Here is a 24,006-nt window from a genome sequence, read left to right as displayed (position 1 = left end):
ACAGGCGGTCCAGTCTACCGAGCGATCCGAAGCGGGCCGTGCCGACAGCGGGATCCGGATGCCTCTTGCGCTCGGCGCCGCGGAGGAGCATCCTCTCTCTCACGAAGAGCTCGACGCCCCGTCCGAGCAGCCGGCCCTGCCGCTGCCGCAGGGCGACGAGCTCTTTCTCGCGGGTGTCCGTCCTCCGTCCGGTCATCGACCGGGAAGAGAACCGGACGGCCCCGCGTTGCACGCCCCATGGCCACTCCGAGCAGCAGCGTCACCGCCCCCTCCCGCGCCTCGATCGACCTCACGGAGTCGGCACGCGCCGGCTGGGAGTCGTGGCTCGCCCGACGCGTCGAGCGCGTCACCGGACCCCGGGGCGATCTCGCCCTCGTCGAGACGCGCTGGCTCGAGCCCGGCGAGAGCGTCGACGACGAGCAGGCGCTGGCCGGCTACGGCCCCTCGGCGACCCTGACGCGGATGCGCCGCGAGAACCTCGACACCGGCGAGCCCGAGTACGGCTACCGCGTCTGGGACGCGGCCTCCGACGGCATCCGGTCCTTCGACGCCATCGAGACCTTCCCGTTCGACGCCGCCTGGGTGCTCGAGGCGTGGTTCGAGCCGGTCGCCGAGGACCGCACGGTCCCGTTCGAGCACCTGCGCGACAACGGCGCCACCCGCGAGCTCGTCGTGCCCGGCGACATCACCTTCTCGCTCGTGGACGACGGGCGCGCCCGCGAGTACACGGTCGCGGCGTTCGACGACGGCGGCACGCTCCTCGTCCCGTTCGGCGATCCGACCAACCGCAGCGACGACCCGGAGCTCGCGAGCTACCCCGTCGGCCGCTTCCTCGTCGTGCAGCGGATCGGCGGCGCGGCCGACGCGGGCACCCCCGCTCCGGTGCTCCTGGACTTCAACCGGGCGTACATCCCGCCGTGCGGCTTCTCGCCCCACTACAACTGCCCGCTGCCGCCCGCGCAGAACCGGCTCGGCGTGCCCGTGACGGCCGGCGAGCGCCGCGTGCGCAGCGCCTCCGCCTAGCGCGCCGGGGCTGAGCGGGGGCGGCCCCGGCTCAGCGGGTGAGCACCGCCCGGCGGGCGACGAGCTCGTCGAGCAGGACCTGCTCGTCGACCGCTCCGGTGCGTCCGCCGCGGCCGAGCAGGAGGTGCTGCCGGTGGTGCGCGAGCCGCGTCGCCGAGCGGAGGAAGTCCCGCATCGCCCGCGGCCGGTCCCCTCCCGCGCTCCGGGCCCAGCGAGCGGCGGTGCGGCGCCCCTCCGCGGTGCCGATCATCCGCACCTCGGCCGGCGAGAGCCAGCCGGCGACGGCGTAGTCGTCGAGCCGCTGGAGCGTCACGCGCCGCTCCTGCCGGCGCAGCAGCACCACCACGACCACGGCGACCGCGAACAGCGGCACCTGGACCACGCCGTAGAAGCCGAACCAGTCGGACACCAGGAACGACGAGCCGTTCCAGAGCGCGTGCAGGAACGCGGCGAGCGCCAGCCCGAGCAGGGCGATGGGCAGCCGCGCGACGGCGGGCCGGTTCGAGGCGAAGCCGAGGGCCGCGCCCGTGCAGGCGGTGAAGAGCACGTGCGCGAAGGGCGAGAGCACCCCGCGGAGGAAGAAGGTCACGGCGAGCGAGCCGAGACCGCCCTCCACCAGCGCGCTGCCGAAGTAGAGGATGTTCTCGACGAAGGCGAACCCGGAGGCGACGACGGCCGCGTAGACGATGCCGTCGACGGGCCCGTCGAAGGTCCGGCGCCAGATCAGCAGGACGAGGAGGACGCCGATCCCCTTGGCCGTCTCCTCGACCAGCGGCGCCTGGATCACGGCGCCGACGAAGTCGGATCCGCTCGGCTGCTGCCCGGACGCGTAGACGGCGATCTGCACGCCGAGGTCGACCAGGAGCGCGATCGCGACGGACCCGGCCGCGCCCCAGAGGAACGCGAACCACAGGCCCAGCGCTGGCTCCGGCTCCCACCGGTCGACCCAGCGGACGCCCAGCAGAACCACGGTCAGCGGGACGAGGGCGATGACCGCGCAGATCCCCGCGGCGCTGACGCCGAGTCCGAGAACCACGTAGGCGAGCACGAGCAGCAGCAGGATCCCGAGGAGCGCCACGCCGATCGAGCCGAGCACGGTCGGCACGACGGAGGGGCGGGCGGTGGCGGGCGGTGCGGGCGGCGGATAGGCGCTCATGGGGCCGACAGTAGGGCACGGGCGGGGTGCGCTGTCGGCGGTTGACACGCGCCGGGCGCGTGGAGGAGGGCCGGGGTGCGGACGCCCGTGTCCGATTCCCGCTCCTGCTCGACGTCGCCGCGTGCGAGGCTCGAGGCGTGCCCGACTCCGATCCGCTCTTCGAGGAGCGCTACCGCGCCGTCGCCTCCCGCGACTCCCGGTTCGACGGGCGGTTCCTGACCGGCGTGCACTCCACCGGCATCTACTGCCGTCCGAGCTGCCCCGCCATCACGCCGCGGCGCGCGAACGTGCGCTTCTACCCGACGGCCGCCGCAGCGCACGAGGCGGGGCTCCGCGCCTGCAAGCGCTGCCTGCCGGACGCTGTCCCCGGCTCCCCCGAGTGGAACCTGCGCGACGACACGGCGGCGCGCGCCATGCGTTTGATCGCCGACGGAGTGGTCGACCGCGAGGGGGTCGAGGGGCTGGCCGCCCGGCTCGGCTACGGCGCGCGCCACCTCGGCCGCATCCTGCGCGAGGAGCTGGGCGCGCCTCCGCTGGCCCTCGCTCGCGCCCAGCGCGCCCAGACCGCCCGGCTCCTGCTCACGAGCACCGACCTGCCCGTGTCCGACGTCGCCTTCGCCGCCGGCTTCACGAGCATCCGGCAGTTCAACGCGACCCTGGCGGAGGTGTACGAGCGGACCCCGACGGCCCTGCGCGCCTCGGCCCGCGGCACGCGCTCCGAGGCGAGCGTCCACGACGGCGCGACCACGCTGGAGCTCCGGCTGGCAGTGCGGGCTCCGTTCGATCCCGGGGTGCTCGACGTGCTCGGCGGCACCGCGCTCCCGGGCATCGAGGAGGCGTCCCCCGGCGGCTACGCGCGCTCGCTCGTTCTGCCCGGGGGCGCGGCGCTGATCCGGCTGGCGGCGGACGGGGAGAGCGTCCGCTGCAGCGCGACGCTCGTCTCCGTCGCCGACGTCGGGCCGCTGGTCGCCCGGGTGAGGCGGCTGCTCGACCTGGACGCGGACGCCCGCGCCGTGGACGAGGCCCTCGCGGCCGATCCCGCACTCGCTCCGAGCGTCGCCGCCCGCCCCGGTGTCCGCGTGCCCGGCTCCGTCGACCCGGCCGAGACGCTGGTGCGCGCGCTGCTCGGCCGGCGGGAGGCCGCACGGCTGGTCGCGGCGCTCGGCGCGACGCTCCCGGAGTCCGTGGCGAGCGGATCGATCGCACGCGCCTTCCCCTCCCCCGCGGTGATCGCCGAGCACGCCGCCGACGTGCTCCGCGGATCCGCCGACGTGCTGGTGCGGACCTGCACGCTGCTCGCCGAGGGAGCCCTGCGGCTCGACGCCGACCGGGAGGAGCTCGCCGAGCAGCTGCTGGCGGTCCCCGGGATCGACGCGGCCACGGCGGCCGAGGTGGCACAGCGGGCGACCGGAGATCCCGACGTCCTGCTCACAGGGGATCCCGTGCTCCGGCGGGGCGCGGCGGCGCGCGGCCTGCCCGCCGGCGAGCGCGGGCTGGCCGAGGCCGGGCGCCGCTGGGCGCCCTGGCGCAGCTACGCCGGGGCGCGCCTCGCGGCCGCGGTCACGCCTCCGGCGCGGGGTCGATGATCGGGAGCGCCGCGGTCATCGCCTCGATGCCCGAGAGCCGCGCCGGCGAGATCAGCCGCATGACCTCCTCGCGGGACATCAGCCCCGCCTCGACCACCAGGTCGGCGATGTTGCGGCCGGTCGCGAGGGCGGCCTTCGCGAGGGCGGCGGACGCGGTGTAGCCGATGCTCGGCGTGAGCGCCGTCACGACCCCGACCGAGGAGGCGACCATGGCCTCGAGCCGGTCGACGTTCGCGGTGATGCCGTCGATGCAGTTCTCGCGGAGCGTCCTGCAGGCCTGCGTCATCCAGGTGATGCTCTGCAGCAGCGAGTGCGCGATCACCGGCTCGAAGGCGTTGAGCTGGAGCTGACCCGCCTCGGCCGCCATCGTGACCGTGACGTCGGCCCCGGCCACCGAGTAGGCGACCTGGTTGACCACCTCGGGGATGACCGGGTTCACCTTGCCGGGCATGATGCTGGATCCCGCCTGGCGCGGAGGCAGGTTGATCTCGCCGAAGCCGGCCTGGGGGCCCGAGGAGAGGAGCCTCAGGTCGTTGCAGATCTTGGACAGCTTGATCGCGGAGCGCTTGAGCGCGCTCGAGAACGACATGAAGACGCCGGTGTCGCTCGTCGCCTCGACGAGGTCCTGCGCCATCTCGAGGTCGAGGTCGGTGATCTCGTTGAGGTGGCGGACAGCGGCCGCGCCGTAGCGCGGATCGGCGGTGATGCCTGTGCCGATCGCGGTGGCTCCGATGTTGACCTCGGCGAGCAGCCAGATGGTCTCGGAGAGGCGGGCGTGGTCCTCGCCGAGGGTCGTCGCGAAGCCGTGGAACTCCTGGCCGAGCGTCATCGGCACCGCGTCCTGCAGCTGCGTGCGGCCGACCTTCAGGACGCTGCCGAACTCGACCGCCTTGCGGGAGAACGACTCGCGCAGCAGCGCCAGCTCGTCGAGCAGGCGGCGCAGCGACCAGGTCATCGCGATCTTGATCGCGGTCGGGTAGACGTCGTTGGTGGACTGGCTGCGGTTGACGTCGTCGAGGGGGTGCAGGTGCGCGTAGTCGCCCCGCTCGAAGCCGCCGATCTCGAGTGCGACGTTGGCGACGACCTCGTTCGCGTTCATGTTCGTCGAGGTGCCGGCGCCGCCCTGGATCACCCCGACCACGAACTGGTCGTGGAACTCGCCGTCGATGATGCGGCGGCACGCGGCCTCGATCAGCTCGGCCTTGGCGGGGGCGAGGGTGCCGAGCTCGGTGTTGGCCCGGGCGGCCGCGAGCTTGACCGTCGCGAGGGACCGGACGAGATCGGGGTAGATCGAGATGGGGCGCTTCGAGATCGGGAAGTTGTCGAGGGCCCGCGCCGTGTGGATGCCCCAGTAGGCCTCGGCGGGGATCTCCATCGAGCCGAGGGAGTCGCTCTCGGTGCGCGTGGCGGGGGTCTCGGTGTCGTCCAGGGCTCTGCCTTCCGGGTCGCGGTCGGGGAGGGTGCTCGGTGCGAGGGTCACGTCCAGCTCCGTTGCTGTCGTCGTGCGGCCCCGGAGGGTGCAGGGGGCTCGCGAACTGCGCGGCCAGCCTATCCCCGGGGCACGGGGCGGCGGCGGACGCGGGCGCGGAGCGTCCGCTCGGCGGGCGCGGAACGACCGCGCCTCCCGCCGCCGGAGCGGACAGGAGGCGCGGGACGCGGGAAGCGGCGGATCAGCGGTAGTCGCTGCCCGACGCGAGGGCCGCGAGCGGCACGAGCACGACCACGACGAGCACGGCGATCGCGAAGAGCAGGACGAGGCCGAGCATGACGGAGTTGAGCACGATGCCCCAGATCGAGAGCGTGCGGCCGGTCGGCTCCCTCCGCAGGCCCAGGATGCCGAAGACGAGGCCCGCGGCCGGAGTGATCACGGTCAGTCCGAAGAAGACGGAGGTGACGCCGAGGATCAGGCTGGTGAGCGAGAACGGGGTCGAGGGCGCCGGGGCGAGCGCCGCGGGCGGGACGGCGGGGGTGCCGTAGGGGGCGCGGGCCTGCTGCGAGGAGGCGGACTCCTCGGCGGCGGGGCGCTCCCCGGCGGACGGCCGCTCCTCGGTGAGGACGGCGGTCGCGCCCAGGTCCACGGTCGGCTGCTCGTCGGCGGGGGTGGAGAGGCGGGCGGTGCGGTCGTCGGTGGTCACGGTGTGCTCCTTCTCGGGTGCCGGTCGCCCGGCGGGATGCGGTCCCGCCGGGCGGGCCGGCGGTGCTGCCGGTGTGCTCCGGCGATGCCTCCACGCTACGGACGAGCCCGGACCCGCCCCATCCGGGGAACCCCCGGAACTCGGGGGCGATCCCCCGCCTCGAGGCGGGGGCGGGTGCGAGACTGGTCCCGGCGCGAGGAGGCGGCGACGATGGACGACGACGAGCTGCGGCACCGCACCCGGGACCGCAAGGGCGCCCGGGCCGTCTGGTTCGCCGGGCTCTCGGCGCTCGCCGGCTTCGTGGTGATCTCCCCCGTGATCTCCCTCACGGCGACCGTGATGGTGTGGGGGTCGCGGCGGCGGATCGGCACCCTCAGCGACCGGAACGGCCTGGTCGCCGTCAACTGGCAGCTCACCTACCTCGCGCTCCAGCTGATGCTGGTCCCGCTGCACCTCGCGCTGGTATCGGTGCGCGACTCGCTCGGCGCCGACTGGCCGCTCGCGACGATCTCGGCGATCCTCGCGCTGGCCGTGCTCAACCTCGTGCTGTGCGTCGTCCTCGGAGTCCGGTCCGGCCAGGGCCGTACCGTGCGCCTCTGGATCGCCGTGCCCTTCGCCCGCTCCACCCGTCCGCCGCGCTGACCGTCCGGGGACACCGGGCACGGCGGCTCTCCGCTCCTGGGACTCCGCCCGGCGTGTCCGCGGCGCGGTGCCCCCCTCCACGTCGCGGCGGCGGGCAGGGTGGTGGAGTGATCGCCTTCCCTCCGCCCGTGTACGTCGTGGCCGACGACGGAGTGCGGCTGGCCACCTATTCCGTCGGCGAGGAGAGCGCCCCGACCGTCCTCGCCGTGCACGGCTTCGCCTCCCACGCCGTGCTCAACTGGGAGACGTCGGGCTGGCTGCGGACGCTGCACCGGGCCGGGTACCGCGTCGTCGCGCTCGACCAGCGCGGGCACGGCGCGAGCGAGAAGCCGCACCACTCCGACTCCTACAGCGTGGACGCCATGGTGGCCGACCTGGTGCGGGTGCTCGACTCCTACGACCTCGACGCGCCCCACGTGCTCGGGTACTCCCTCGGCGCCCGGATGAGCTGGGTGCTGGGGCTCGAGCACCCGGAGCGGCTCGCATCGCTGAGCCTCGGCGGGCTGACGGTGGGCGAGCCCCTCCGCTCCTTCGACGCGGAGGCGGCCCGGGCCCGCGTCGCCTCCGGCGGCGAGATCGACGACGGCTTCACCCGCGCCTTCATCGGCATGGCGGAGGGCGTGCAGGGCAACGACCTCGCAGCGCTGGTGGCGGTGGCCGACGGCGTCCGCGGCGGGGCGCACCCGGAGCACGGGCGGCACCCCGGCCTGCCGACGCTGCTCGTGACCGGCGGCGCGGATCCGATCGCTCCCGGCGGTGAGCTGCTGGCGGCGGAGGCGGGGGCGCGGTTCGTGAGCGTCCCCGGCCGCGACCACACCAGCACCGTGCCCGCGCGGGGCTTCAAGGACGCGGTGCTGGCGTTCCTGGCGGAGCAGCGCTGAGCCGGCCCCTTGCCGGGCGGGAGCACCGCGAGCGCCGAGGCCCGCGGCGTAGCATCCCCCTCATGCAGGCGATCCGCATCGAGAACCCCGGCCCCGACTCCCGACTCGTGCTGGAGGAGGTGCCGACGCCCTCCCCCGGACCCGGCGAGGTCCTCGTCCGCGTGGCGGCCGCCGGCGTCAACCGCGCCGACCTCGGCCAGCGCGGCGGGGTCTACCCGCCGCCGCCCGGCGCCTCCGAGATCCTCGGGATGGAGGTGTCCGGCACGGTCGTCGCGCTCGGCGAGGACGCGACCGGGTTCGCGGAGGGCGACGAGGTCTGCGCGCTGCTCTCCGGCGGCGGCTACGCGGAGTACGTCGCGGTCGACGCGGGCCTGGTGCTGCCGGTGCCGGACGGCGTCGGCCTCGTCTCGGCCGCCGCCCTCCCGGAGACGACGTCCACCGTCTGGTCGAACCTCGTGATGGTGGCCGGGCTCGGATCCGGCGACACCGTCCTCCTCCACGGCGGCGGGAGCGGGATCGGGACCACGGGCATCCAGATCGCCGCCGCCCTCGGCGCCCGCGTCGCCGTCACGGCCGGCAGCGCCCGCAAGCTCGAGGCGTGCCGCGCGCTCGGGGCCGACGTCCTGATCGACTACCGCGAGGAGGACTTCGTCGAGCGGATCCGCGAGGCGACCGGCGGGCGCGGCGTCGACGTGATCCTCGACCCCGTCGGCGGCGACTACCTGGCCCGTGACCTGGAGGCGCTGGCCGTGGGCGGGCGCGTGGTGTTCATCGGCAACCAGTCCGGCGCGCTGGGCTCGCTCGACCTCGGGGTCCTGATGCGCAAGCGCGGGGCGGTGCACGCCACGACCCTCCGCGCCCGGCCCCTCGAGGAGCGGCGCGCGATCGTCGCGCGGGTGCGCGCAGAGGTCTGGCCGCTGGTCGCCGCCGGGACGGTGCGCCCGGTGGTGGACGAGGTGGTCCCGCTCGCCGAGGCCGAGCGGGCGCACGACGTGATGCGCTCCTCCGGCCACATCGGCAAGCTGCTGCTCGCCCTGTGACGCCCCGCACCGGAGGAGGCCCCCGCCGCCCGCGGTGAGCGGGAGCGGGGGCCTCCTCCGGTGATGCCCTCCGGCGGGGCGTCAGACCGCGGAGCGCAGGAGTCCGAGCGAGCGGTTGATGCCGTCGACGTCGACCGCGGCCGGATCGAACGAGGCTCCGGCGGCGAGGCCGAGAGCCTCGAGCGCCTCCGCGTGGTCGGCCGAGGACGGGTCGGTCGCCGCCCGCACCGTGTCGGCCCAGGCCGCGGGGCCTCCCGGCACGTCGAGCGGAGCCGCGCCGCGCGCGCCCGTGCAGCGCGGCAGAGCCGTCGACAGCGGCGCGATCGCCTCCAGGCGGATGACGTGGCGCCACTCGTCCTCGAGGTCGTAGACGTAGAAGAGTTCGTCCTGCTCCTGCTCGAGGACCTCGGCGAGCGCGACGCCCGCCTCGTCCACGAGGTCGGCGCCGAACTCCTCCGCGTCGGACGGTGAGCCGATCGGAGCCTGCTCCTCGTCGGGCACGCCCACGCTGAAGTAGTGCGGCTGCGCGTCGGTCCAGCCCAGCGAGAGCTGGAGCGCGAGGTGCAGATCGCGCAGCGACGACTCGGAGGAGAGCTCGAGGCGCCGCCAGACGACGGGCTTGGTCCCGAGCAGGGCGACGTGGAGCGCGTAGGCCGTCGCCGTGTCCTGGGTCGCCTCGTCGAGGATCTCGAGGCGGGTGGCCTCGCGCTCGCCGAGGAGGACGACCGTCGCGCGGACGACGGAGGCGAGGACGGGCGCGAGGCCCTCCGGCACCGCGTAGCCGAACTCGGGCGAGTGCAGCAGCAGCCCGAGCTCGGCGGTGTCGTCGAGCATCCGCTCGGCCGTGCCGACCATGCGCTCGCGCTCGTCGAGGGCCTCGTCGAGCGAGACTCCGGAGTCGGCGGCCAGCTCGTCGACCAGCTCACCGACGACCAGGCCCGGGTGGATCTCGGCCTGGCAGGCGACCGCGATGCGGACCAGCACGGCGTCGGTGGTGGTGACCGCGCGCTCCTCCGGGGAGAAGGCGCCGTCCTCGGTGTCGGCGGCCGCCAGCGCGGTCTGGGCGCTGAGGATCCACTGCTCGAGGAAGCGGGCGACGTAGGCGATGCGCTCGGCGGCGGCCTCGTGCGCGTCGGAGCTGCGCCAGAGCACGGCGGCCTCGCCGAGACCTGCGGCGGATCCCTCCTGCTCGAGCACGGCCGAGCCGACCAGCGCGTCCCACCAGGCCGAGACCGGGATGCGGACGGAGTCGTCGCTCGGGGTGGATCCCGCGGAGGAGATGCCCGCCTCGACCGCGATCTCGCGGGCGGCGCGCTCGGTGAGGGTCGCGCCGTCGTCGGCGGCGAGGTGCTCGACCACGACGTCGGCGGCGTGCACGAGAGCGGTGGCGCGCACGGCGGAGAGCTGCTCCTCGGCCGGGACCTCGTCGAGCTCGGCGAGGTCGTCGAGCACGGCCTCCACGAAGGAGCCGGCGAGGTCGAGGACCTCGTCGAGGACGGCCTGGCACTCGTCCAGCTCCTCGTCGGTGCCGGTCCAGAGGTCCTCGTCGGTGAGGAAGTCGAGGAAGTGCTCGACGACCTCGGCGACGGTGAAGAGGGTGTCGTCGAGGTCGGCCTCGCTCTCCTCCCCCGACAGGTCTGCCTCGATCTGGTCGAAGACGGCCTCGAGCAGCTCGGCGTCGGGCTGGGCGAAGGAGCCGCGCGGGCGCAGGTCGCGGGTCATCGCGAAGAGGTCGGTCAGCACCTCGACGGCCTCGTCGGCCTCGAGGTGCTCGTGCTGCATGCCCACCTCGGCGAGGTGCGAGCGGTACCAGCTGCGGAACCGCACCATCAGCGCGGTCTCGGCCGTGCGGCCGCCGCCCTGACCGCCGGACCCGCTCTGACCGCCTCCGGATCGTCCCTGGTTGCGCTTCTTGCCCATGATTCCTCCGCGACCGCTCCACTCACGACGAAGCGCTCCAGCCTACCCAGTGCGGGCGCGCGGCGGCACGCGCGGTCGCCCCCTGTTCACCCTGTGCGCACCGGGTCCGCTCCCTCTGATGCGGCCGATCGCCCGAGTCCCGGGATCCGCGCGCTGTGGGAGTCCCCGCCGCCCGGGCCCCTGCCACACGGGTCGCGATGATGAGAAATCTCGCAGCGATCGGGCGGCGAGGCTTGCGCTCGGACCCTCCGCTTCGGTGGAGTGTCCGGATGACCGACACGACGGACACCGCCGAGACCGCTCCCGGGAAGGCGTCGCTCAAGCGGGTGATCACCGGGCCGCTGCTGTTCGCCTTCATCGTGGGCGACACACTCGGCGCCGGCATCTACACCCTGGTCGGCACGATGGCCGAGGACGTGGGCGGCGTGATCTGGCTGCCGCTGCTGATCGCGCTGGTCGTCGCCCTGCTCACGGCGGGCACGTACGCCGAGCTGATCACCAAGTACCCGCACGCCGGAGGGGCGGCGCGCTACGTGGACCGCGCGTTCGGGAAGCCGTACCTCTCGTTCCTGATCGGCTTCCTGATGATGGCCTCCGGCATCACGACGGCCGCCTCCCTGGCGAACGCGTTCGCGGGCGACTACCTCGGGGCTCTGCTGGACGTGCCGCCGATCCCCACCGCGATCGTCTTCATCGCGATCCTCACCCTGGTGAACCTGCGCGGGGTGAAGGAGTCGCTGACCGCGAACCTGGTCGCCTCGGTGATCGAGGTGAGCGGACTGGTCATCGTCATCGTCTGCGCCGCGGTCTTCTTCGGCTCCGGTGACGGCGACGCCTCCCGCGTGCTCGAGTTCAACCCCGACGTCGCTCCGCTGCAGGGGGCGTTCGCCGCCTCGATCGTCGCCTTCTTCTCGTTCCTCGGCTTCGAGGCCGCGGCGAACATGGCCGAGGAGGTGCGGAACCCCTCGAAGGTCTACCCGCGGGCCCTCTTCGGTGCGCTGATCACCGCCGCCGTGGTCTACCTCCTGATCGCGCTCGGCGCCGTGATCGTGCTGCCGAACGACGAGCTCGCGGCCTCCAGCGGCCCCCTGCTGGACGTGGTCGCGGCGAGCGGAGTGGCGGTGCCGCCGTGGCTGTTCGGCCTGATCGCGCTCGTCGCCATCGCGAACGGCGCTCTGCTGTTCATGGTGATGGCGTCGCGGGTCGGCTTCGGGCTCGCCACCTCCGGGCTGCTGCCGAGCGCTTTCGGGAAGGTGCTGCCGGGCCGCCGCACGCCGTGGGTGTCGATCGTGGTCGTCGGCGGAGTGACGATGCTGCTCAGCCTGATCGGCGACGTCGGCACGCTCGCCGAGACGACGGTGCTGCTGCTCCTGCTGGTGTTCATCGCGGCGAACGTGTCGGTGCTGGTGCTGAAGAAGGACCGCGTCGACCACGCCCACTACTCCGTGCCGCGGGTGGTGCCGGTGCTCGCGACCATCGCGAGCGTGGTGCTGCTGACGCAGCAGACGGGCGTGGTCTGGCTGGCGACAGCGGGCTACGTGGTCGTGGGGACGCTGCTGTTCCTCGCCACCCGCCTGGGGAAGCGGAAGCACGCGGAGCGGACCCCGGACTGATCCGGGCCGGCGGCGATCCGTCGCGAGCGGCCCGTCCGCGGATCCCCTGCGGGCCGTCCGCGGCGGATCGATCGCGGGGGGCGGTGAGGAGTGGGATCGTGAGGGGATGACCGTCACGCTCGAGCCGATGCCCGCCGCCGCTCTCGCCACCTGGATGCGGGTCCAGCGCTCGGCGTACATCGAGGACCGGATGCGGGCGGGCGACGACGAGGCCGCGGCGACGCGCAACGCCGACGCCTCGTACGAGAAGTACTTCCCGAGAAGCTCCCCCGCCGCCGGGCACGACCTGCTCCTCGTCTCCGAGGACGGCCGCGCGGTCGGGTCGCTCTGGCTCGGCCCGCACCCGAGCGGACTCGAGGGCGTCGGGTACGTCTGGGACGTGCAGATCGACGCCGCCGAGCGCGGCCGCGGCCTCGGCCGGGCGGCGCTGCTGCTCGCGGAGTCGCACGTCCGCTCCCAGGGCGGGTCCGCCCTCGCGCTGAACGTGTTCGGCTTCAACACCGCCGCGCGGGCTCTGTACGAGTCGCTCGGCTACGAGACGACGTCCCTGCAGATGCGCAAGCCGCTGGTCTGAGCGGGGCCGCTCGACGCCGGGCAGGGGCACGACCCGGTCGCGCAGAACGCCGCACGCCGTGCTCGAGGGCGGACGCCGACGGGCGCCCACCGACGAGCACGGCGGCGGCAGTGGTGGAACCGCCGGGGATCGGCGGGACCCTGCGGTCAGCTCGTGGAGGCGACGGCGGTCGGGTCGCCGGTGCCGGACGGACGCGGGGCGTCACCCGATCCCGTCGCCACCGACGCGCCGGTCGGAACGACGGTGCCGCCGGTCGCCATCCCCCGGCCGAAGGCCTGGCCCTGGAGGATCGCGCCGAGGTCGACGCCGGTCGCCGACCTGACGCTGTCGAACGTCGCGGCGAGACCCGCCGCCTGCTCGCGCGCGATGTGGGTGCCGGCGGTGTCGCCGCCGATCAGCGTCACCGAGCCGACGTTCTGGTAGCCCTTCGCGAACTCGGCCATGAGCGAGGGCAGCTGCCCGATGAGCTCGCGACCCAGGATCGCCTCCTGATTCTCGCGGAGCGCCTCCGCCTCGGCCGCGATGGCCGCCGCGCTCGCCTCGCCCTTCGCGCGGATGGCCTCCGCCTCGGCGGTCGCGTTCGCGCGCAGCGCCTCGGCCTCTGCGCCCGCCTTGGCCCGCAGTGCGTGGGCCTCGGCCTCGGCGCGGGCGCTCACGGCGGCGGCCTCGGCGGCGGCGGACGCCTGGCGCGCCTCCGCCTGGCGCTGGACGGCGTACGCCTCGGCGTCCGAGACCTGCTGCGCGACCTGGCGGTCCGTCTCGGCCTTCTTCTCGCGTCCGTAGGCGTCGGCGTCGGCCTCGGTCTGACGGCGGTACTTCTCGGCGTCCGCGACGCGCTTGACGTCGGCGTCGAGCTCGGCCTGCCGGTTCTCGGCGCGCTGCACGAGGACGGCCTGCTCGCGCTCGGCGCGGGCCAGGTTCTCGGCCTGCTCGGCCTCGGCGTTGGCGCGGCCGACCTCGGACTTCGCGGCGGCGGTGTTCTTGTCGTAGGCGGTCTGCTCGATCAGGTTCGCCTCGTCCGTGGCCAGCTGGCGAGCCTTGACCTCGCGGGCCGCGTTGATCCGCGCGACGTCGGCCTCGCGGCGGACGCGCTCGATCTCCTGCGCTCCGAGCGCCTCGATGTAGCCGTTGCGGTCGGTGACGCCCTGGATGGCGAAGGAGTCGAGGACGAGGCCCTGGGCGAGCAGGTCGCCCTTGATGCCCTCGGCGATCTCGTCTCCCAGCTTCTGCCGGTCCTGCATGACCTCCTCGACGCTGAGCTTCGCGACGACGCCGCGGAGGGCGCCCTCGAGCTGCTCGGTGGTGAAGACGTCGATGGACTGGTCCTGCGACGCGAAGCGCTCGGCGGCGGCGCGGACCTGGTCGGCCGTGGACCCGATCTTGACCAGGGCGACGCCCGCGAGGTGGATGGTCACGCCGTTCTTGGTCTGCGCGACCGGCTCCATCTTGATCTGGCGGGAGCGCAGCGAGATGCGGTCGGACCGTTGGGTCAGCTTGTTCACGAACGCGCCGCCGCCGGTGATGACGGTCATGTTCGAGGTGAGGCCGTCCTCGCCCTTCTGCTTCTTCCCGACGATCACGATCGCCTCGTCGGCCTGCGGCACCTGGTACCAGGCGCGGAAGAGGAAGAAGCCGATGAGGGCGATCAGCAGGAGTGCGCCGACGGCGACTCCGGCGAGGACGATCCAGAGGAGATCCGGTTCCATGGGCGGGCGACCTTTCGTCCGACCCGCGCGACGCGGGTACCTGAGAGACGTACAGTTTCCATCGTGTCACAGCGCCTCGGACGGCCGCGTCGGCCGGAGGGGGGATACTGCGGACGCCGCCGAGAGCGGATCACGAGGGGGCGGGCCCGGAGGAGGACGCCACGAACGAGGGCGTCGCGCGGAGTGCCGCAGAGGAGATCAGTGCTGGGGTACCTGGACTCGAACCAAGAACAACTGAACCAGAATCAGCCGTGTTGCCAATTACACCATACCCCAATGGTCATCCGGAGGTGATCCCGGGACCAGGCGGCGACCGGATCGAGACCCGAGCGCCGAGAGACGACAGTACCCTACGCGGGCATCCCGCTCAAATCGAGCCGCGGACGACGCTGCCCTCGGACTCCGGGGCGGCCTCGCCGAGGCGGGCGCGGACGAGGTCGCGGTTGATCGCGGAGGCGACCTGGGCGCCCGATCCGGCGGCGACGATCAGCTGCTGCGGGCCGGGAGGGGTGACCTCGCCGGCTGCGTAGAGGCCGGGGACGGACGTGCGGCCACCGGCGTCGACGCGGAGGAAGCCGTCGGCGTCGCGGTCGGGGCCGGCCGCGTCCAGGTAGTCCAGCGCGGGCGTCCAGACGGGGCGGACGAACGCCCCGGTGCGCGGGACGACGTCGCCGTCGACGAGGCGGACGCCGGTCATCTCGGCGCGCTCCCCGGCGAGGTCGGCGACCGGGCGCCGGTCGACCCGGATGCCGATGGAGGCGAGCAGCGACTCGTCGGCGTCGCTCACCGTCCCGACGCCGTTGGTGAAGACGATCAGGTCGGTCGACCACTGCGAGAGGAGCATGGCCCGCTCCGCGAGGTCGTCGGTCTCGCCGATCAGGGCGAGCGCCTCCCCCGCCTTCTCGTAGCCGTCGCACTCCATGCAGCTGTGCACGGCGGTGCCGTAGTAGGCGCGCAAGCTCGGGAGCGCGGGCGGCGTCTCGAGCAGTCCCGCGGCGACCACGACGGCGGTGGCGACGACGGAGCGGTCGGCGCTGCCGCGCACGCCCCGGGCGCCGACGACGAACTCGCCGCCGGAGCGCTCGACCGAGGTCACCAGGGCGTTGTGCACCTCGGCGGCCTCGTAGCGCTCGAACTCCTCGCGGCCGAGGCGGCGCAGCTCGAGCGGCGAGATGCCGTCGCGGGTGAGGAACCCGTGCGAGTGCAGGGTCGCGGCGTTCCGCGGGCGGTTGCTGTCGAGCAGCAGCACGCTGCGGCGCGCCCGGACGAGGTTGAGCGCGGTCGAGAGCCCGGCGGGGCCCCCGCCGATCACGACGACGTCGTAGCGTCCGCCGACCGTCTCCGCCACGGTCAGGCCTGCCGGGAGGCGCCGAGGTGAGCGCCCAGGCGGTCGAGGCGGGCGATCGACTCCTGCTTGCCGAGGATCTCCATCGACTCGAACAGCGGCGGCGAGACGCGGCGCCCGGAGACCGCGGTGCGCAGCGGCCCGTAGGCGATGCGGGGCTTGAGGCCGAGGCCCTCGATCAGCGCGGAGGCGAGCGCCTCCTGGATCGAGGCCGTCAGCCACTCGGACGCGGGGACGAGCTCGAGAGCGCCGATCGAGGCGGCGAGCACCTCGCCGGCGTTCGCGGGCAGGCCCTTCAGCGCGTCCTCGTCGTACTCGAGCGCGTCGGAGGAGGTGAAGAGGAACCCGAGCATCCCGGGGGCCTCCCCCAGCAGGCCGATCCGCTCCTGCACGAGGGGCGCGGCGGCGTCGAGCACCGCGCGCTGCTCGGCGGTCGGCTCGCCCGCGAGCACTCCGGCCGCCACGAGGTACGGGATCGTCCGCTCGGTGAAGTCGTCGACGGCCAGGAGGCGGATGTGGTCGCCGTTGATCGACTCGGCCTTCTTGAGGTCGAAGCGGGCCGGGTTGGGGTTCACGTCGGCGACGTCGAAGGCGGCGACCATCTCGTCGATCGAGAAGACGTCGCGGTCGTGCGTGAGCGACCAGCCGAGCAGGGCGAGGTAGTTGACCAGGCCCTCCGGGATGAAGCCGCGGTCGCGGTGGTGGAAGAGGTTCGAGGACGGATCGCGCTTGGAGAGCTTCTTGCTGCCGTCGCCCATCACGTAGGGGAGGTGCCCGAAGCGCGGGACGAAGGTCGTCACTCCGATGTCGATCAGCGCGTGGTACAGCGCGATCTGCCGGGCGGTCGAGGGGAGGATGTCCTCGCCGCGCAGCACGTGGGTGATCTGCATGATCGCGTCGTCGACCGGGTTCACCAGCGTGTAGAGCGGCTGGCCGTTGGGGCGCACCACGACGAAGTCGCTGAAGGAGCCCGCGGGGAACGTGATCGGGCCGCGGACCAGGTCGTCGAAGGACAGGTCGGCGTCCGGCACGCGCAGGCGCAGCGCCGGGGCGCGGCCCTCGGCGCGGAAGGCGGCGCGCTCCTCCTCGGTGAGATCGCGGTCGTGGTTGTCGTACCCGTGCTGCTTCGCGCGGCCGGCCGCCTCGTTGCGCGCGTCGATCTCCTCGGCCGTGGAGTAGCTCTCGTAGAGGTGCCCCGAGGCCGTCAGGCGCGCGATCACGTCGAGGTAGACATCGGTGCGCTCGGACTGCCGGTACGGGCCGTGCGGGCCGCCGACTCCGACGCCCTCGTCCCAGTCGAGCTTCAGCCAGCGCAGCGCGTCGAGGATCTGCTCCACGCTCTCCTCGCTGTCGCGGGCGGCGTCCGTGTCCTCGATGCGGAAGACGAACGTGCCGCCGGTGTGGCGCGCGTACGCCCAGTTGAACAGGGCGGTGCGGATGAGGCCGACGTGCGGGGTCCCGGTCGGCGAGGGGCAGAAGCGGACGCGGACGTCGCTCCCGGTCGCGGTCGTGAACGGGTGCGCGTCCGGCGCGCTTTCCAGGGGCGGGGTGAGCTCAGACATACGAGGCCGATCCTACCGGCGGGAGCCGGTGCGGCGCCCGGGATCGCGGGGGCCGTGGCGCCTCCGCCCCGGGCACGGTGCGCGCCTCGCGGCGACTGCTTCTACCGGACAGCACTGCTCCGAGTCAACGGACTCCCCGAGCGAGCAGGAGCAGTGGTGCGCTGACCCCGGGCCTCTCGTCGAGAGGGCCCGAGCGCCGCACCGCAGGCCGCGCCGGGCCTCCGCGCGAGCGTGCCCGGAAGGAGCACTGATGAGCACGATCGATCTCGACCCCCGCACCGACCGCCCGAGCGCCCTCACCGAGGCGGCACGGGAGGAGAAGGACGCCCGCACGCTCTCGCTCTTCCAGGCCGCGGTGAGCGCGGAGGCCGCCGAGGGCGCGCGCATCCGCGAGCGCATCGTGCTCGACCACCTGGGCCTGGCCGAGGCCATGGCCCGCCGGGTCTCCAGGAGCGGAGGCGACTGGGCGGATCTGCGCCAGGTCGCCTACGTGGGCCTCGTGAAGGCCGCCCGCCGCTTCACTCCCGAGCGCGGCGACAGCTTCGCCGCGTTCGCCGTCCCCACGATCACCGGCGAGCTCAAGCGCCACCTCCGCGACCTCGGCTGGATGATCCGGCCGCCGCGCGGCGTGCAGGAGCTGCACCGCCGCTCCGCCGTCGTCGCCGACGAGCTCGCGCAGGAGCTCGGCCGTCACCCCACCGACCAGGAGATCGCCCGCCGCCTCGGAGTGGACGCGACGGAGGTGGCCGACGCGCGCCTCGCGGGGCATCCGCTCTCCCTCGACGAGACCGTGGGCGAGGGCGGCGTCGGCCTGGGCGACACCCTCGGCGGCGAGGACGAGCGGCTGCTCGAGATCGACCGGCGGCACGGGCTCGCCGAGGCCCTCGCCGAGCTCGAGGAGGGCCAGCGCGAGCTCCTGCGCATGCGCTTCGTCGAGGAGCGGACCCAGCAGCAGATAGCCGACGCCCTGGGGACGACGCAGATGCAGGTCTCGCGCCTGCAGCGGCGGATCCTCGCGCAGCTCGCCGACCGGCTCGGCGCCCCCTCGCGCAGCCATCAGCCGCGCGCTCCCCGGGCCCGCGTGGCCACGGTCACTCCGGTCCGACCGGCGACGCGGCTGAAGTCCGCCTGAGGTGGGCCTCGGCACGCGACGGGAGCGACGAGAGGGCGGCGAGGACGTCGTCGACCTGGACCGCGAGCAGCGCCGGGTCCGGCTCGGCGGAGAAGACATCGCCGCGGCGGAGGGAGGCGTCGGTCAGCACGACGTGCGGACCCGAGGCCGGAGGGCCCCAGGCCTCGGGCGGTGCCGGACCGAAGATCACGACCGAGGGGACGCCGTACGCGGAGGCGAGGTGCGCGGCTCCGGTGTCGACGGTCACCACGACCTCGGCGGCCGCGACGACCGCGGCGAACCCGCTGAGCGCGAGCTCCCCCGCCAGCACCTCGCCCGTGCCGGCGAGCTCGGCGACGCGGCGGGCGCGGTCGGCCTCGTTCGCGCCCCCGGTGTAGACGACGCGGTGCCCCTCGGCGGTGAGGGCGCGGGCCACCGCGGCGAAGCGCTCCTCCGGCCACTCGCGCGAGCCGTAGAAGGCCCCGATGTGCACGACGGCGGCTCCGGGGGCCGAGGCGGGCTCCTCCGGGACGGCGATCGCGACGTCCTCGGGGTCGGCGTCGAGACCGATCGAGTTCACCAGCCGGGCCCAGCGGGCGCGCTCGAGCTCGCCGTCGATCCAGAGCGGCCGCGGGTCCTCCGGGCCCGCGCCCGGGTCCAGCGCCGGGACGCGGAACTCCAGCGTGCGCTCGGGCGCGATCTCGCGCAGCCGCAGCCGCGACTCCGGGCCGTTGCCGTGGAGGTTCACGCCGAGCTCGACCCGGCCGGCGGCCATCGGCAGCGGGTCGTCGAGTCCGCGGAGGGTGGGCACGAGCGCGTCCAGGCCCTCGACGAGGTCGACGATCGGCTCGAGCCAGGGCGTGGTCGCCATGATCAGCCGGTGGTCCGGGAAGCCGCGGCGCAGGGCCTTGAGCGCCGGGACGGCGACGAGCAGGTCGCCGAGCTTGAGGGCGCGCAGCGCGAGGATCTCCGGAGTCCCGTCCGGGGCGGTGAGAGCGCGCACGGCGCCTCCTTCCTGTCGGAGTCCCCGTACCCCGCTGCGCGCACCTCAGACGCGCCGCCCGCAGATGCGAGCGACGCGCCCGGAGGGACCGACTTCTCCGGAAGGGGGTTTACATCCCCGGTCGAGGGGTACGAGGAGAAGGTGAACGACTCCTCCTCCCGGAGCGCCGACGAGCGCGCGAGGGCCCCGCGCCTGCGGGGGATCCTCTTCGACCGCGACGCGACGCTCGTGGTCGACGTGCCCTACAACGGCGACCCGGCGCAGGTCTCCCCGATGCCCACCGCCCTCGCCGCGGTCGAGCGGGCGCGCGAGGCGGGGCTGGCCGTGGGCGTGGTCACCAACCAGTCCGGGATCGCCCGCGGGATCATCGACCGCGGCCAGGCCGACGCGGTGAACCGGCGCGTGGACGAGCTCTTCGGCGGCTTCGACGTGTGGATGCTCTGCCCCCACGGCTCGGAGGACGACTGCTCCTGCCGGAAGCCCCGGCCCGGCATGGTTCTCGGCGCCGCCGAGCAGCTGGGACTGCCGGCACGGTCCCTCGCCGTGATCGGCGACATCGGGGCCGACGTCGGCGCCGCCGCCGCGGCCGGCGCCCGTGGAGTGCTGGTGCCGACTCCGGTCACCCGCGCCGAGGAGGTGGACGCCGCTCCGCTGCAGGCGGCGACGCTCCTCGAGGCGGTCGAGCTGCTGCTCGCGATGCAGCCCGACGAGGACGCCGAGTGAGGCGCCGCGTGCTCGTCGCCCGCCTGGACAGCGCGGGAGACGTCCTGCTGTGCGGACCCGCCGTCCGCGCGATCGCGGCCGACGCCGAGGTGCTGCTGCTGAGCGGTCCGCAGGGAGCGCCCGCGGCCGCGCTGCTGCCGGGTCCCTCCTCCGTCCGCACCTGGTGGTGCCCGTGGATCGGCGACGCCTCCCGCCCCGTCGACGCCGAGCTCGTCGACGAGCTGCGCGCGATCGTCGAGGAGTTCGCGCCGGACGAGGCCGTGATCCTCACCTCCTTCCACCAGTCGCCGCTTCCGCTGGCCCTGCTGCTCCGCCTCGCCGGTGTCGCCCGCATCACGGGCGCCTCGGTCGACTTCGCGGGCGCCCTGCTCGATGTGCGCCTCGTCCCGGGCGAGACCCTCGAGGAGGACCAGCCGGAGCCGGAGCGCGCGCTCGCGATCGCGGCGGCGGCCGGCTTCGCGCTGCCCGCCGGCGACGACGGACGGCTCCGCGTGCGCCGCGAGGGCGTGCTGCCCGCCGCTCTCGAGGGGATCGGCCCCTACGCGGTCGTGCACCCCGGGGCAGCCGTCCCCGCCCGCGCCTGGCCCGCGGCGAACGCGGCCCGCGCCGTCGAGCTGCTGGCGGACGCGGGCCTCGCCGTCGTCGTCACCGGCGGCCCGGGCGAGCGCTCCCTCACGGCCGAGGTCGCGGGCTCCCGCGGCATCGACCTCGGCGGGGCGACGGACTTCCCCGGCGCCGCCGAGGTGCTGGCCGGCGCCGAGGTCGTGATCTGCGGCAACACCGGCCCCGCGCACCTCGCCGCCGCGGTCGGCACCCCCATGGTCAGCCTCTTCGCGCCGGTCGTCCCGGCCGTGCGCTGGGCGCCCTACGGCGTCCCGGTCGCGCTGCTCGGCGACCAGGAGGCGCCCTGCGCCGGCTCGCGCGCCCGCGTGTGCCCCGTCCCCGGCCATCCCTGCCTCGCGGGGGTGAGCGCCGAGGAGGCGGTCGCCGCCGCCCTCCGACTCCGACCCACGACTTCCCCGAGAGAGGCCATCGCATGAGGATCCTGCTCTGGCACGTGCACGGCGGCTGGGCGGACGCCTTCGTCCGCGGCGCCCATACCTACCTGCTCCCCACGACTCCGGCCCGCGACGGCTGGGGCCTGGGCACCGGCGGCCGCGACTGGCCGAGCGCCGTCGAGATCGCCCCCGAGGAGCTGCACGACGCCGACGTCGACGCGGTCCTCCTCCAGAGGCCCGAGGAGCTCGCCGAGGCCGAGCGCCTGCTCGGGCGACGCCTCGGCCGCGACGTGCCCGCCGTCTACGTGGAGCACAACACCCCCCGCGGGGACGTGCCGGACAACCGCCACCCGCTCGCCGACCGCGACGACCTGCTGATCGTCCACGTCACCCACTTCAACGCCCTGATGTGGGACACCGGATCGACGCGGACGACGGTGATCGAGCACGGGATCCACGACCCGGGCCCTCTCTACACCGGCGAGCTGCCGCACTTCGGCGTGGTCGTCAACGAGCCCGTCCGCCGGGGCCGGGTCGCGGGGACCGACCTGCTCCCCCACTTCGGCGCCGTCGCTCCGCTGGACGTCTTCGGGATGAAGACCGACCGGCTCGCCGAGCTGCCGGGCCTGGAGGACGTGACGGTCCTCGGCGACGTCCGCACGCAGGCGATGCACGGGGCCCTGGCCCGCCGCCGGGTCTACCTGCACCCGTTCCGATGGACCTCCCTCGGCCTCGCACTGCTGGAGGCGATGCACCTCGGGATGCCCGTCGTCGCGCTCGACGTGACGGAGGCGGGGCGCGCCGTCCCGCCCGAGGCCGGAGCGATCTCGAACGACCTCGACGCCCTCGTCGCCTCGGCCCGGGCGCTCGTCGAGGACCCGGACCGGGCCGCCCGCGCCGGCGCCGTCGCCCGCGAGGCCGCGCTCGCGCGCTACGGCCTCGCCCGGTTCCACCGCGACTGGGACGAGGTCCTCGCCGACCTCCCCGGACGCCGGTCGCCGGAGCCCGCTCTGGAAGGGAGCACCCGATGAAGCAGCACCTCTCCGCCGCGCCCGCGCTCACGATCGCCATGGTCTCGGAGCACGCGAGCCCGCTGGCGACCCTCGGCGGCGTCGACGCCGGCGGCCAGAACGTCCACGTGGCGGCCCTCGCCGACGCTCTCGCGCGCCGCGGCCACCGCGTCGTCGTCTACACCCGCCGCGACGACCCCTACCTCCCCCGGCGTGTGCCCTTCACCTCGGGCGTCGAGGTGGTGCACATCGACGCAGGCCCGCCGAGCCGGGTGTCGAAGGACGAGCTGCTGCCCTTCATGGGCGACTTCGCCGTCGACCTCGCCGAGGAGTGGCTGCAGGAGCGGCCGGACCTCGTGCACAGCCACTTCTGGATGTCCGGGGTCGCCGCGCTCGACGCCTCCGAGCGGGTGGAGCGAGCCACCGGGCGGCGCGTGCCCGTCCTCCACACCTTCCACGCGCTGGGCGTGGTCAAGCGCCGCCAGCAGGGCGCGCTCGACACCAGCCCCGAGGAGCGCGCCTGGCTCGAGCCCGGAGTGGGCCAGAAGGCCGACGGCGTCGTCGCCACCTGCTCGGACGAGGCCTTCGAGCTCAAGGGGCTCGGCGTGCAGACCTCGCGCATCTCGGTGGTGCCCTGCGGAGTCGACATCGACCGGTTCTCGGTCGAGGGCCCGGTCGCGCCCCGCGGCGAGCGCTCGCGGCTGATGACCATCGGACGCCTGGTGCCGCGCAAGGGCATGGGCATCGCGATCGAGGCGCTCGCGCACCTGGTCGCGGCCGGACACGACGCCGAGCTCGTCGTCGTCGGGGGTTCCGGCTCCGGCGACGCGCTGACCGCGGACCCCGAGTACCAGCGGCTGCACGGCGTGGCCGAGAGCCTCGGCGTCGCGGACCGCGTCGACTTCGTCGGCCAGCTCTCGCAGACCGAGATGCCCGCGATGCTCCGCTCGGCCGACGTCGTGGTCTGCGCGCCCTGGTACGAGCCGTTCGGCATCACTCCGCTCGAGGCGATGGCCTGCGGCGTGCCGGTCGTCGCCTCCTCCGTGGGCGGCCTGATCGACACCGTGGTCGAGGACGTCACCGGGGTCCACGTGCCTCCGCGCGACCCGGTCGCCCTGGCCGCCGCCCTCGGTTCGCTGCTGGAGGACCCCGACCGCGCCCGCGCCTACGGGGCCGCCGGACGCGAGCGCGTCGAGTCCCGCTACTCCTGGGACCGCGTCGCCGCCGACACCGAGCGCGCCTACGTCACGACCCTCGCCGGCCTCGGCGACGAGTCGCTCCTCACCGGCGCCACGAGCGCACCCTCATCCCCCACCACCCGGAAGGCGGCTCCGCGACGATGACCATCGACACCGCGACCATCGACACCGTTCTGGACACCCCGGCCGACGCCGCCCGGCGCCTCGTCGACGACCACGTGGCGCGCGCGCTCGACGCGGTCGCGCAGCTGGAGCGCCACTCCGACAGGATCGCCGCCTGGGGCGTCGAGCTCGCCGACCGCCTGCACTCCGGCGCGCGCCTGCTCGCCGCGGGCAACGGCGGCTCCGCGGCCGAGGCGCAGCACCTCACCGCCGAGCTCGTCGGCCGCTTCGACGGCGACCGCGTCCCCTTCTCCGCCATCTCGCTGCACGCCGAGACGTCGAGCCTGACCGCGATCGGCAACGACTACGGCTTCGACCACGTGTTCTCGCGCCAGGTCACCGCGCACGCCCGGGCGGGGGACGTCGTGGTGCTGCTCTCCACCAGCGGACGCAGCGCGAACCTCCTCCACGCCGCGGAGGCCGCCCGTGCGGCGGGCGCCCGGTCGTGGGCGCTGACCGGCGAGGGGCCGAACCCGCTCACCGAGCTCTGCGACGAGGCGATCGCCCTCGAGGGCCACGGCTCCAATGTGCAGGAGGCGCAGCTGGTGCTCGTGCACGCGCTCTGCCGGGCCTTCGAGCACCGGATCCGCGCACGGACGGCGGCCGCCGCGTGAGCC

The 24,006-nt window shown here is 74.5% G+C and carries 21 protein-coding genes and 1 tRNA gene; 13 read left to right on the top strand and 9 right to left on the bottom strand.

The window, feature by feature from the left end; genetic code table 11:
• Positions 1–237: 237 nt before the first annotated feature.
• Positions 238–1,023 carry a DUF1684 domain-containing protein gene (locus tag C5C57_RS06430; protein WP_104247431.1) on the top strand — a complete coding sequence of 262 codons (786 nt, stop codon included), beginning with the start codon at positions 238–240 and terminating at the stop codon, positions 1,021–1,023.
• A gap of 31 nt (positions 1,024–1,054) precedes the next feature.
• On the opposite strand, the gene C5C57_RS06425 is transcribed toward C5C57_RS06430, so the two are convergent.
• The gene (locus C5C57_RS06425; RefSeq protein WP_104233243.1) at positions 1,055–2,179 is read right to left on the bottom strand and encodes a PrsW family intramembrane metalloprotease; all 1,125 of its coding nucleotides are present in this window, start codon (positions 2,177–2,179) and stop codon (positions 1,055–1,057) included.
• 137 nt (positions 2,180–2,316) lie between these two features.
• Between C5C57_RS06425 and C5C57_RS06420 the strand changes: the two genes are divergently transcribed.
• Entirely contained in the window at positions 2,317–3,765 is a 1,449-nt protein-coding gene (locus C5C57_RS06420) for a DNA-3-methyladenine glycosylase 2 family protein (protein WP_167299023.1), read from the top strand.
• Here C5C57_RS06420 and C5C57_RS06415 read toward each other — a convergent pair.
• On the bottom strand, positions 3,740–5,194 hold the full coding sequence (locus C5C57_RS06415) for an aspartate ammonia-lyase (protein WP_258064082.1): 1,455 nt from the start codon (positions 5,192–5,194) through the stop codon (positions 3,740–3,742). The two genes, C5C57_RS06420 and C5C57_RS06415, sit on opposite strands and share 26 nt — an antisense overlap.
• Before the next feature lie 241 nt (positions 5,195–5,435).
• On the bottom strand, positions 5,436–5,900 hold the full coding sequence (locus C5C57_RS06410) for a DUF4190 domain-containing protein (RefSeq protein ID WP_104247433.1): 465 nt from the start codon (positions 5,898–5,900) through the stop codon (positions 5,436–5,438).
• 174 nt (positions 5,901–6,074) lie between these two features.
• Here C5C57_RS06410 and C5C57_RS06405 point away from each other — a divergent pair, with 174 nt between their 5' ends.
• From C5C57_RS06405 to C5C57_RS06395, 3 genes are all read left to right on the top strand, one after another.
• Entirely contained in the window at positions 6,075–6,542 is a 468-nt protein-coding gene (locus C5C57_RS06405; RefSeq protein WP_181027172.1) for a DUF4870 domain-containing protein, read from the top strand.
• A gap of 107 nt (positions 6,543–6,649) precedes the next feature.
• Positions 6,650–7,423: an alpha/beta fold hydrolase gene (locus tag C5C57_RS06400; protein ID WP_181027173.1), complete on the top strand. Its 774-nt coding sequence runs from the start codon at positions 6,650–6,652 to the stop codon at positions 7,421–7,423.
• A 62-nt stretch (positions 7,424–7,485) separates the two neighbouring features.
• Positions 7,486–8,463, top strand: a complete 978-nt coding sequence (locus C5C57_RS06395; RefSeq protein ID WP_104247435.1) for an NAD(P)H-quinone oxidoreductase — start codon at positions 7,486–7,488, stop codon at positions 8,461–8,463.
• Positions 8,464–8,544: 81 nt separating this feature from the next.
• Here C5C57_RS06395 and C5C57_RS06390 read toward each other — a convergent pair whose 3' ends face one another.
• Complete coding sequence (locus tag C5C57_RS06390) at positions 8,545–10,383, bottom strand: plasmid pRiA4b ORF-3 family protein (protein WP_104287957.1); 1,839 nt, start codon at positions 10,381–10,383, stop codon at positions 8,545–8,547.
• Between the two features lie 269 nt (positions 10,384–10,652).
• Here C5C57_RS06390 and C5C57_RS06385 point away from each other — a divergent pair, with 269 nt between their 5' ends.
• Both C5C57_RS06385 and C5C57_RS06380 read left to right on the top strand, forming a co-directional pair.
• Complete coding sequence (locus C5C57_RS06385) at positions 10,653–11,996, top strand: APC family permease (protein ID WP_104226270.1); 1,344 nt, start codon at positions 10,653–10,655, stop codon at positions 11,994–11,996.
• 106 nt (positions 11,997–12,102) lie between these two features.
• Entirely contained in the window at positions 12,103–12,570 is a 468-nt protein-coding gene (locus C5C57_RS06380; RefSeq protein WP_104297439.1) for an N-acetyltransferase, read from the top strand.
• Positions 12,571–12,716: 146 nt separating this feature from the next.
• Here C5C57_RS06380 and C5C57_RS06375 read toward each other — a convergent pair whose 3' ends face one another.
• From C5C57_RS06375 to gltX, 4 genes are all read right to left on the bottom strand, one after another.
• The gene (locus tag C5C57_RS06375) at positions 12,717–14,276 is read right to left on the bottom strand and encodes an SPFH domain-containing protein (RefSeq protein WP_104226268.1); all 1,560 of its coding nucleotides are present in this window, start codon (positions 14,274–14,276) and stop codon (positions 12,717–12,719) included.
• Positions 14,277–14,480: 204 nt separating this feature from the next.
• Positions 14,481–14,552, bottom strand: a tRNA-Gln gene (locus C5C57_RS06370).
• Between the two features lie 91 nt (positions 14,553–14,643).
• Entirely contained in the window at positions 14,644–15,624 is a 981-nt protein-coding gene (locus tag C5C57_RS06365; protein WP_104276156.1) for an NAD(P)/FAD-dependent oxidoreductase, read from the bottom strand.
• Between the two features lie 2 nt (positions 15,625–15,626).
• Positions 15,627–17,183, bottom strand: a complete 1,557-nt coding sequence (gene gltX, locus C5C57_RS06360; RefSeq protein WP_104223519.1) for a glutamate--tRNA ligase — start codon at positions 17,181–17,183, stop codon at positions 15,627–15,629.
• 250 nt (positions 17,184–17,433) lie between these two features.
• Here gltX and C5C57_RS06355 point away from each other — a divergent pair, with 250 nt between their 5' ends.
• Positions 17,434–18,315 carry a sigma-70 family RNA polymerase sigma factor gene (locus C5C57_RS06355; RefSeq protein ID WP_104226266.1) on the top strand — a complete coding sequence of 294 codons (882 nt, stop codon included), beginning with the start codon at positions 17,434–17,436 and terminating at the stop codon, positions 18,313–18,315.
• Here the strand turns inward: C5C57_RS06355 and C5C57_RS06350 are convergent.
• Positions 18,275–19,297, bottom strand: a complete 1,023-nt coding sequence (locus tag C5C57_RS06350; protein ID WP_104247438.1) for a glycosyltransferase family 9 protein — start codon at positions 19,295–19,297, stop codon at positions 18,275–18,277. The genes C5C57_RS06355 and C5C57_RS06350 overlap by 41 nt on opposite strands.
• 141 nt (positions 19,298–19,438) lie before the next feature.
• Here C5C57_RS06350 and C5C57_RS18045 point away from each other — a divergent pair, with 141 nt between their 5' ends.
• From C5C57_RS18045 to C5C57_RS06330, 5 genes are read left to right on the top strand one after another with little or no spacing between them, the layout of a single operon-like run.
• Positions 19,439–20,020 (top strand): HAD family hydrolase, encoded by a 582-nt coding sequence (locus C5C57_RS18045; protein ID WP_181027174.1) that lies wholly within the window; start codon positions 19,439–19,441, stop codon positions 20,018–20,020.
• Positions 20,017–21,060 carry a glycosyltransferase family 9 protein gene (locus tag C5C57_RS06345; RefSeq protein WP_219815091.1) on the top strand — a complete coding sequence of 348 codons (1,044 nt, stop codon included), beginning with the start codon at positions 20,017–20,019 and terminating at the stop codon, positions 21,058–21,060. The genes C5C57_RS18045 and C5C57_RS06345 overlap by 4 nt, the downstream gene beginning before the upstream one ends.
• The gene (locus C5C57_RS06340) at positions 21,057–22,049 is read left to right on the top strand and encodes a glycosyltransferase (RefSeq protein ID WP_104247439.1); all 993 of its coding nucleotides are present in this window, start codon (positions 21,057–21,059) and stop codon (positions 22,047–22,049) included. Before C5C57_RS06345 ends, C5C57_RS06340 begins: the two co-directional genes overlap by 4 nt.
• Positions 22,046–23,371: a glycosyltransferase gene (locus tag C5C57_RS06335; RefSeq protein WP_104247440.1), complete on the top strand. Its 1,326-nt coding sequence runs from the start codon at positions 22,046–22,048 to the stop codon at positions 23,369–23,371. The genes C5C57_RS06340 and C5C57_RS06335 overlap by 4 nt, the downstream gene beginning before the upstream one ends.
• Complete coding sequence (locus C5C57_RS06330; protein ID WP_104247441.1) at positions 23,368–24,003, top strand: SIS domain-containing protein; 636 nt, start codon at positions 23,368–23,370, stop codon at positions 24,001–24,003. Before C5C57_RS06335 ends, C5C57_RS06330 begins: the two co-directional genes overlap by 4 nt.
• Positions 24,004–24,006: the final 3 nt, after the last annotated feature.

The organism is Rathayibacter sp. AY1C5 (genome assembly GCF_002931705.1).
Taxonomy (GTDB): Bacteria; Actinomycetota; Actinomycetes; order Actinomycetales; family Microbacteriaceae; genus Rathayibacter.
This window is presented reverse-complemented; position numbering and strand designations above follow the sequence as displayed.

Bases quoted from the DNA above. Each gene is read 5' to 3' on its own strand.
- C5C57_RS06430 (WP_104247431.1), top strand. From the start codon at position 238: ATGGCCACTCCGAGCAGCAGCGTCACCGCCCCCTCCCGCGCCTCGATC.
- C5C57_RS06385 (WP_104226270.1), top strand. From the start codon at position 10,653: ATGACCGACACGACGGACACCGCCGAGACCGCTCCCGGGAAGGCGTCG.
- C5C57_RS06340 (WP_104247439.1), top strand. From the start codon at position 21,057: ATGAGGATCCTGCTCTGGCACGTGCACGGCGGCTGGGCGGACGCCTTC.
- C5C57_RS06380 (WP_104297439.1), top strand. From the start codon at position 12,103: ATGACCGTCACGCTCGAGCCGATGCCCGCCGCCGCTCTCGCCACCTGG.
- C5C57_RS06375 (WP_104226268.1), bottom strand. From the start codon at position 14,276: ATGGAACCGGATCTCCTCTGGATCGTCCTCGCCGGAGTCGCCGTCGGC.
- C5C57_RS06390 (WP_104287957.1), bottom strand. From the start codon at position 10,383: ATGGGCAAGAAGCGCAACCAGGGACGATCCGGAGGCGGTCAGAGCGGG.
- C5C57_RS06335 (WP_104247440.1), top strand. From the start codon at position 22,046: ATGAAGCAGCACCTCTCCGCCGCGCCCGCGCTCACGATCGCCATGGTC.
- C5C57_RS06355 (WP_104226266.1), top strand. From the start codon at position 17,434: ATGAGCACGATCGATCTCGACCCCCGCACCGACCGCCCGAGCGCCCTC.
- C5C57_RS06330 (WP_104247441.1), top strand. From the start codon at position 23,368: ATGACCATCGACACCGCGACCATCGACACCGTTCTGGACACCCCGGCC.
- C5C57_RS06395 (WP_104247435.1), top strand. From the start codon at position 7,486: ATGCAGGCGATCCGCATCGAGAACCCCGGCCCCGACTCCCGACTCGTG.
- C5C57_RS06425 (WP_104233243.1), bottom strand. From the start codon at position 2,179: ATGAGCGCCTATCCGCCGCCCGCACCGCCCGCCACCGCCCGCCCCTCC.
- gltX (WP_104223519.1), bottom strand. From the start codon at position 17,183: ATGTCTGAGCTCACCCCGCCCCTGGAAAGCGCGCCGGACGCGCACCCG.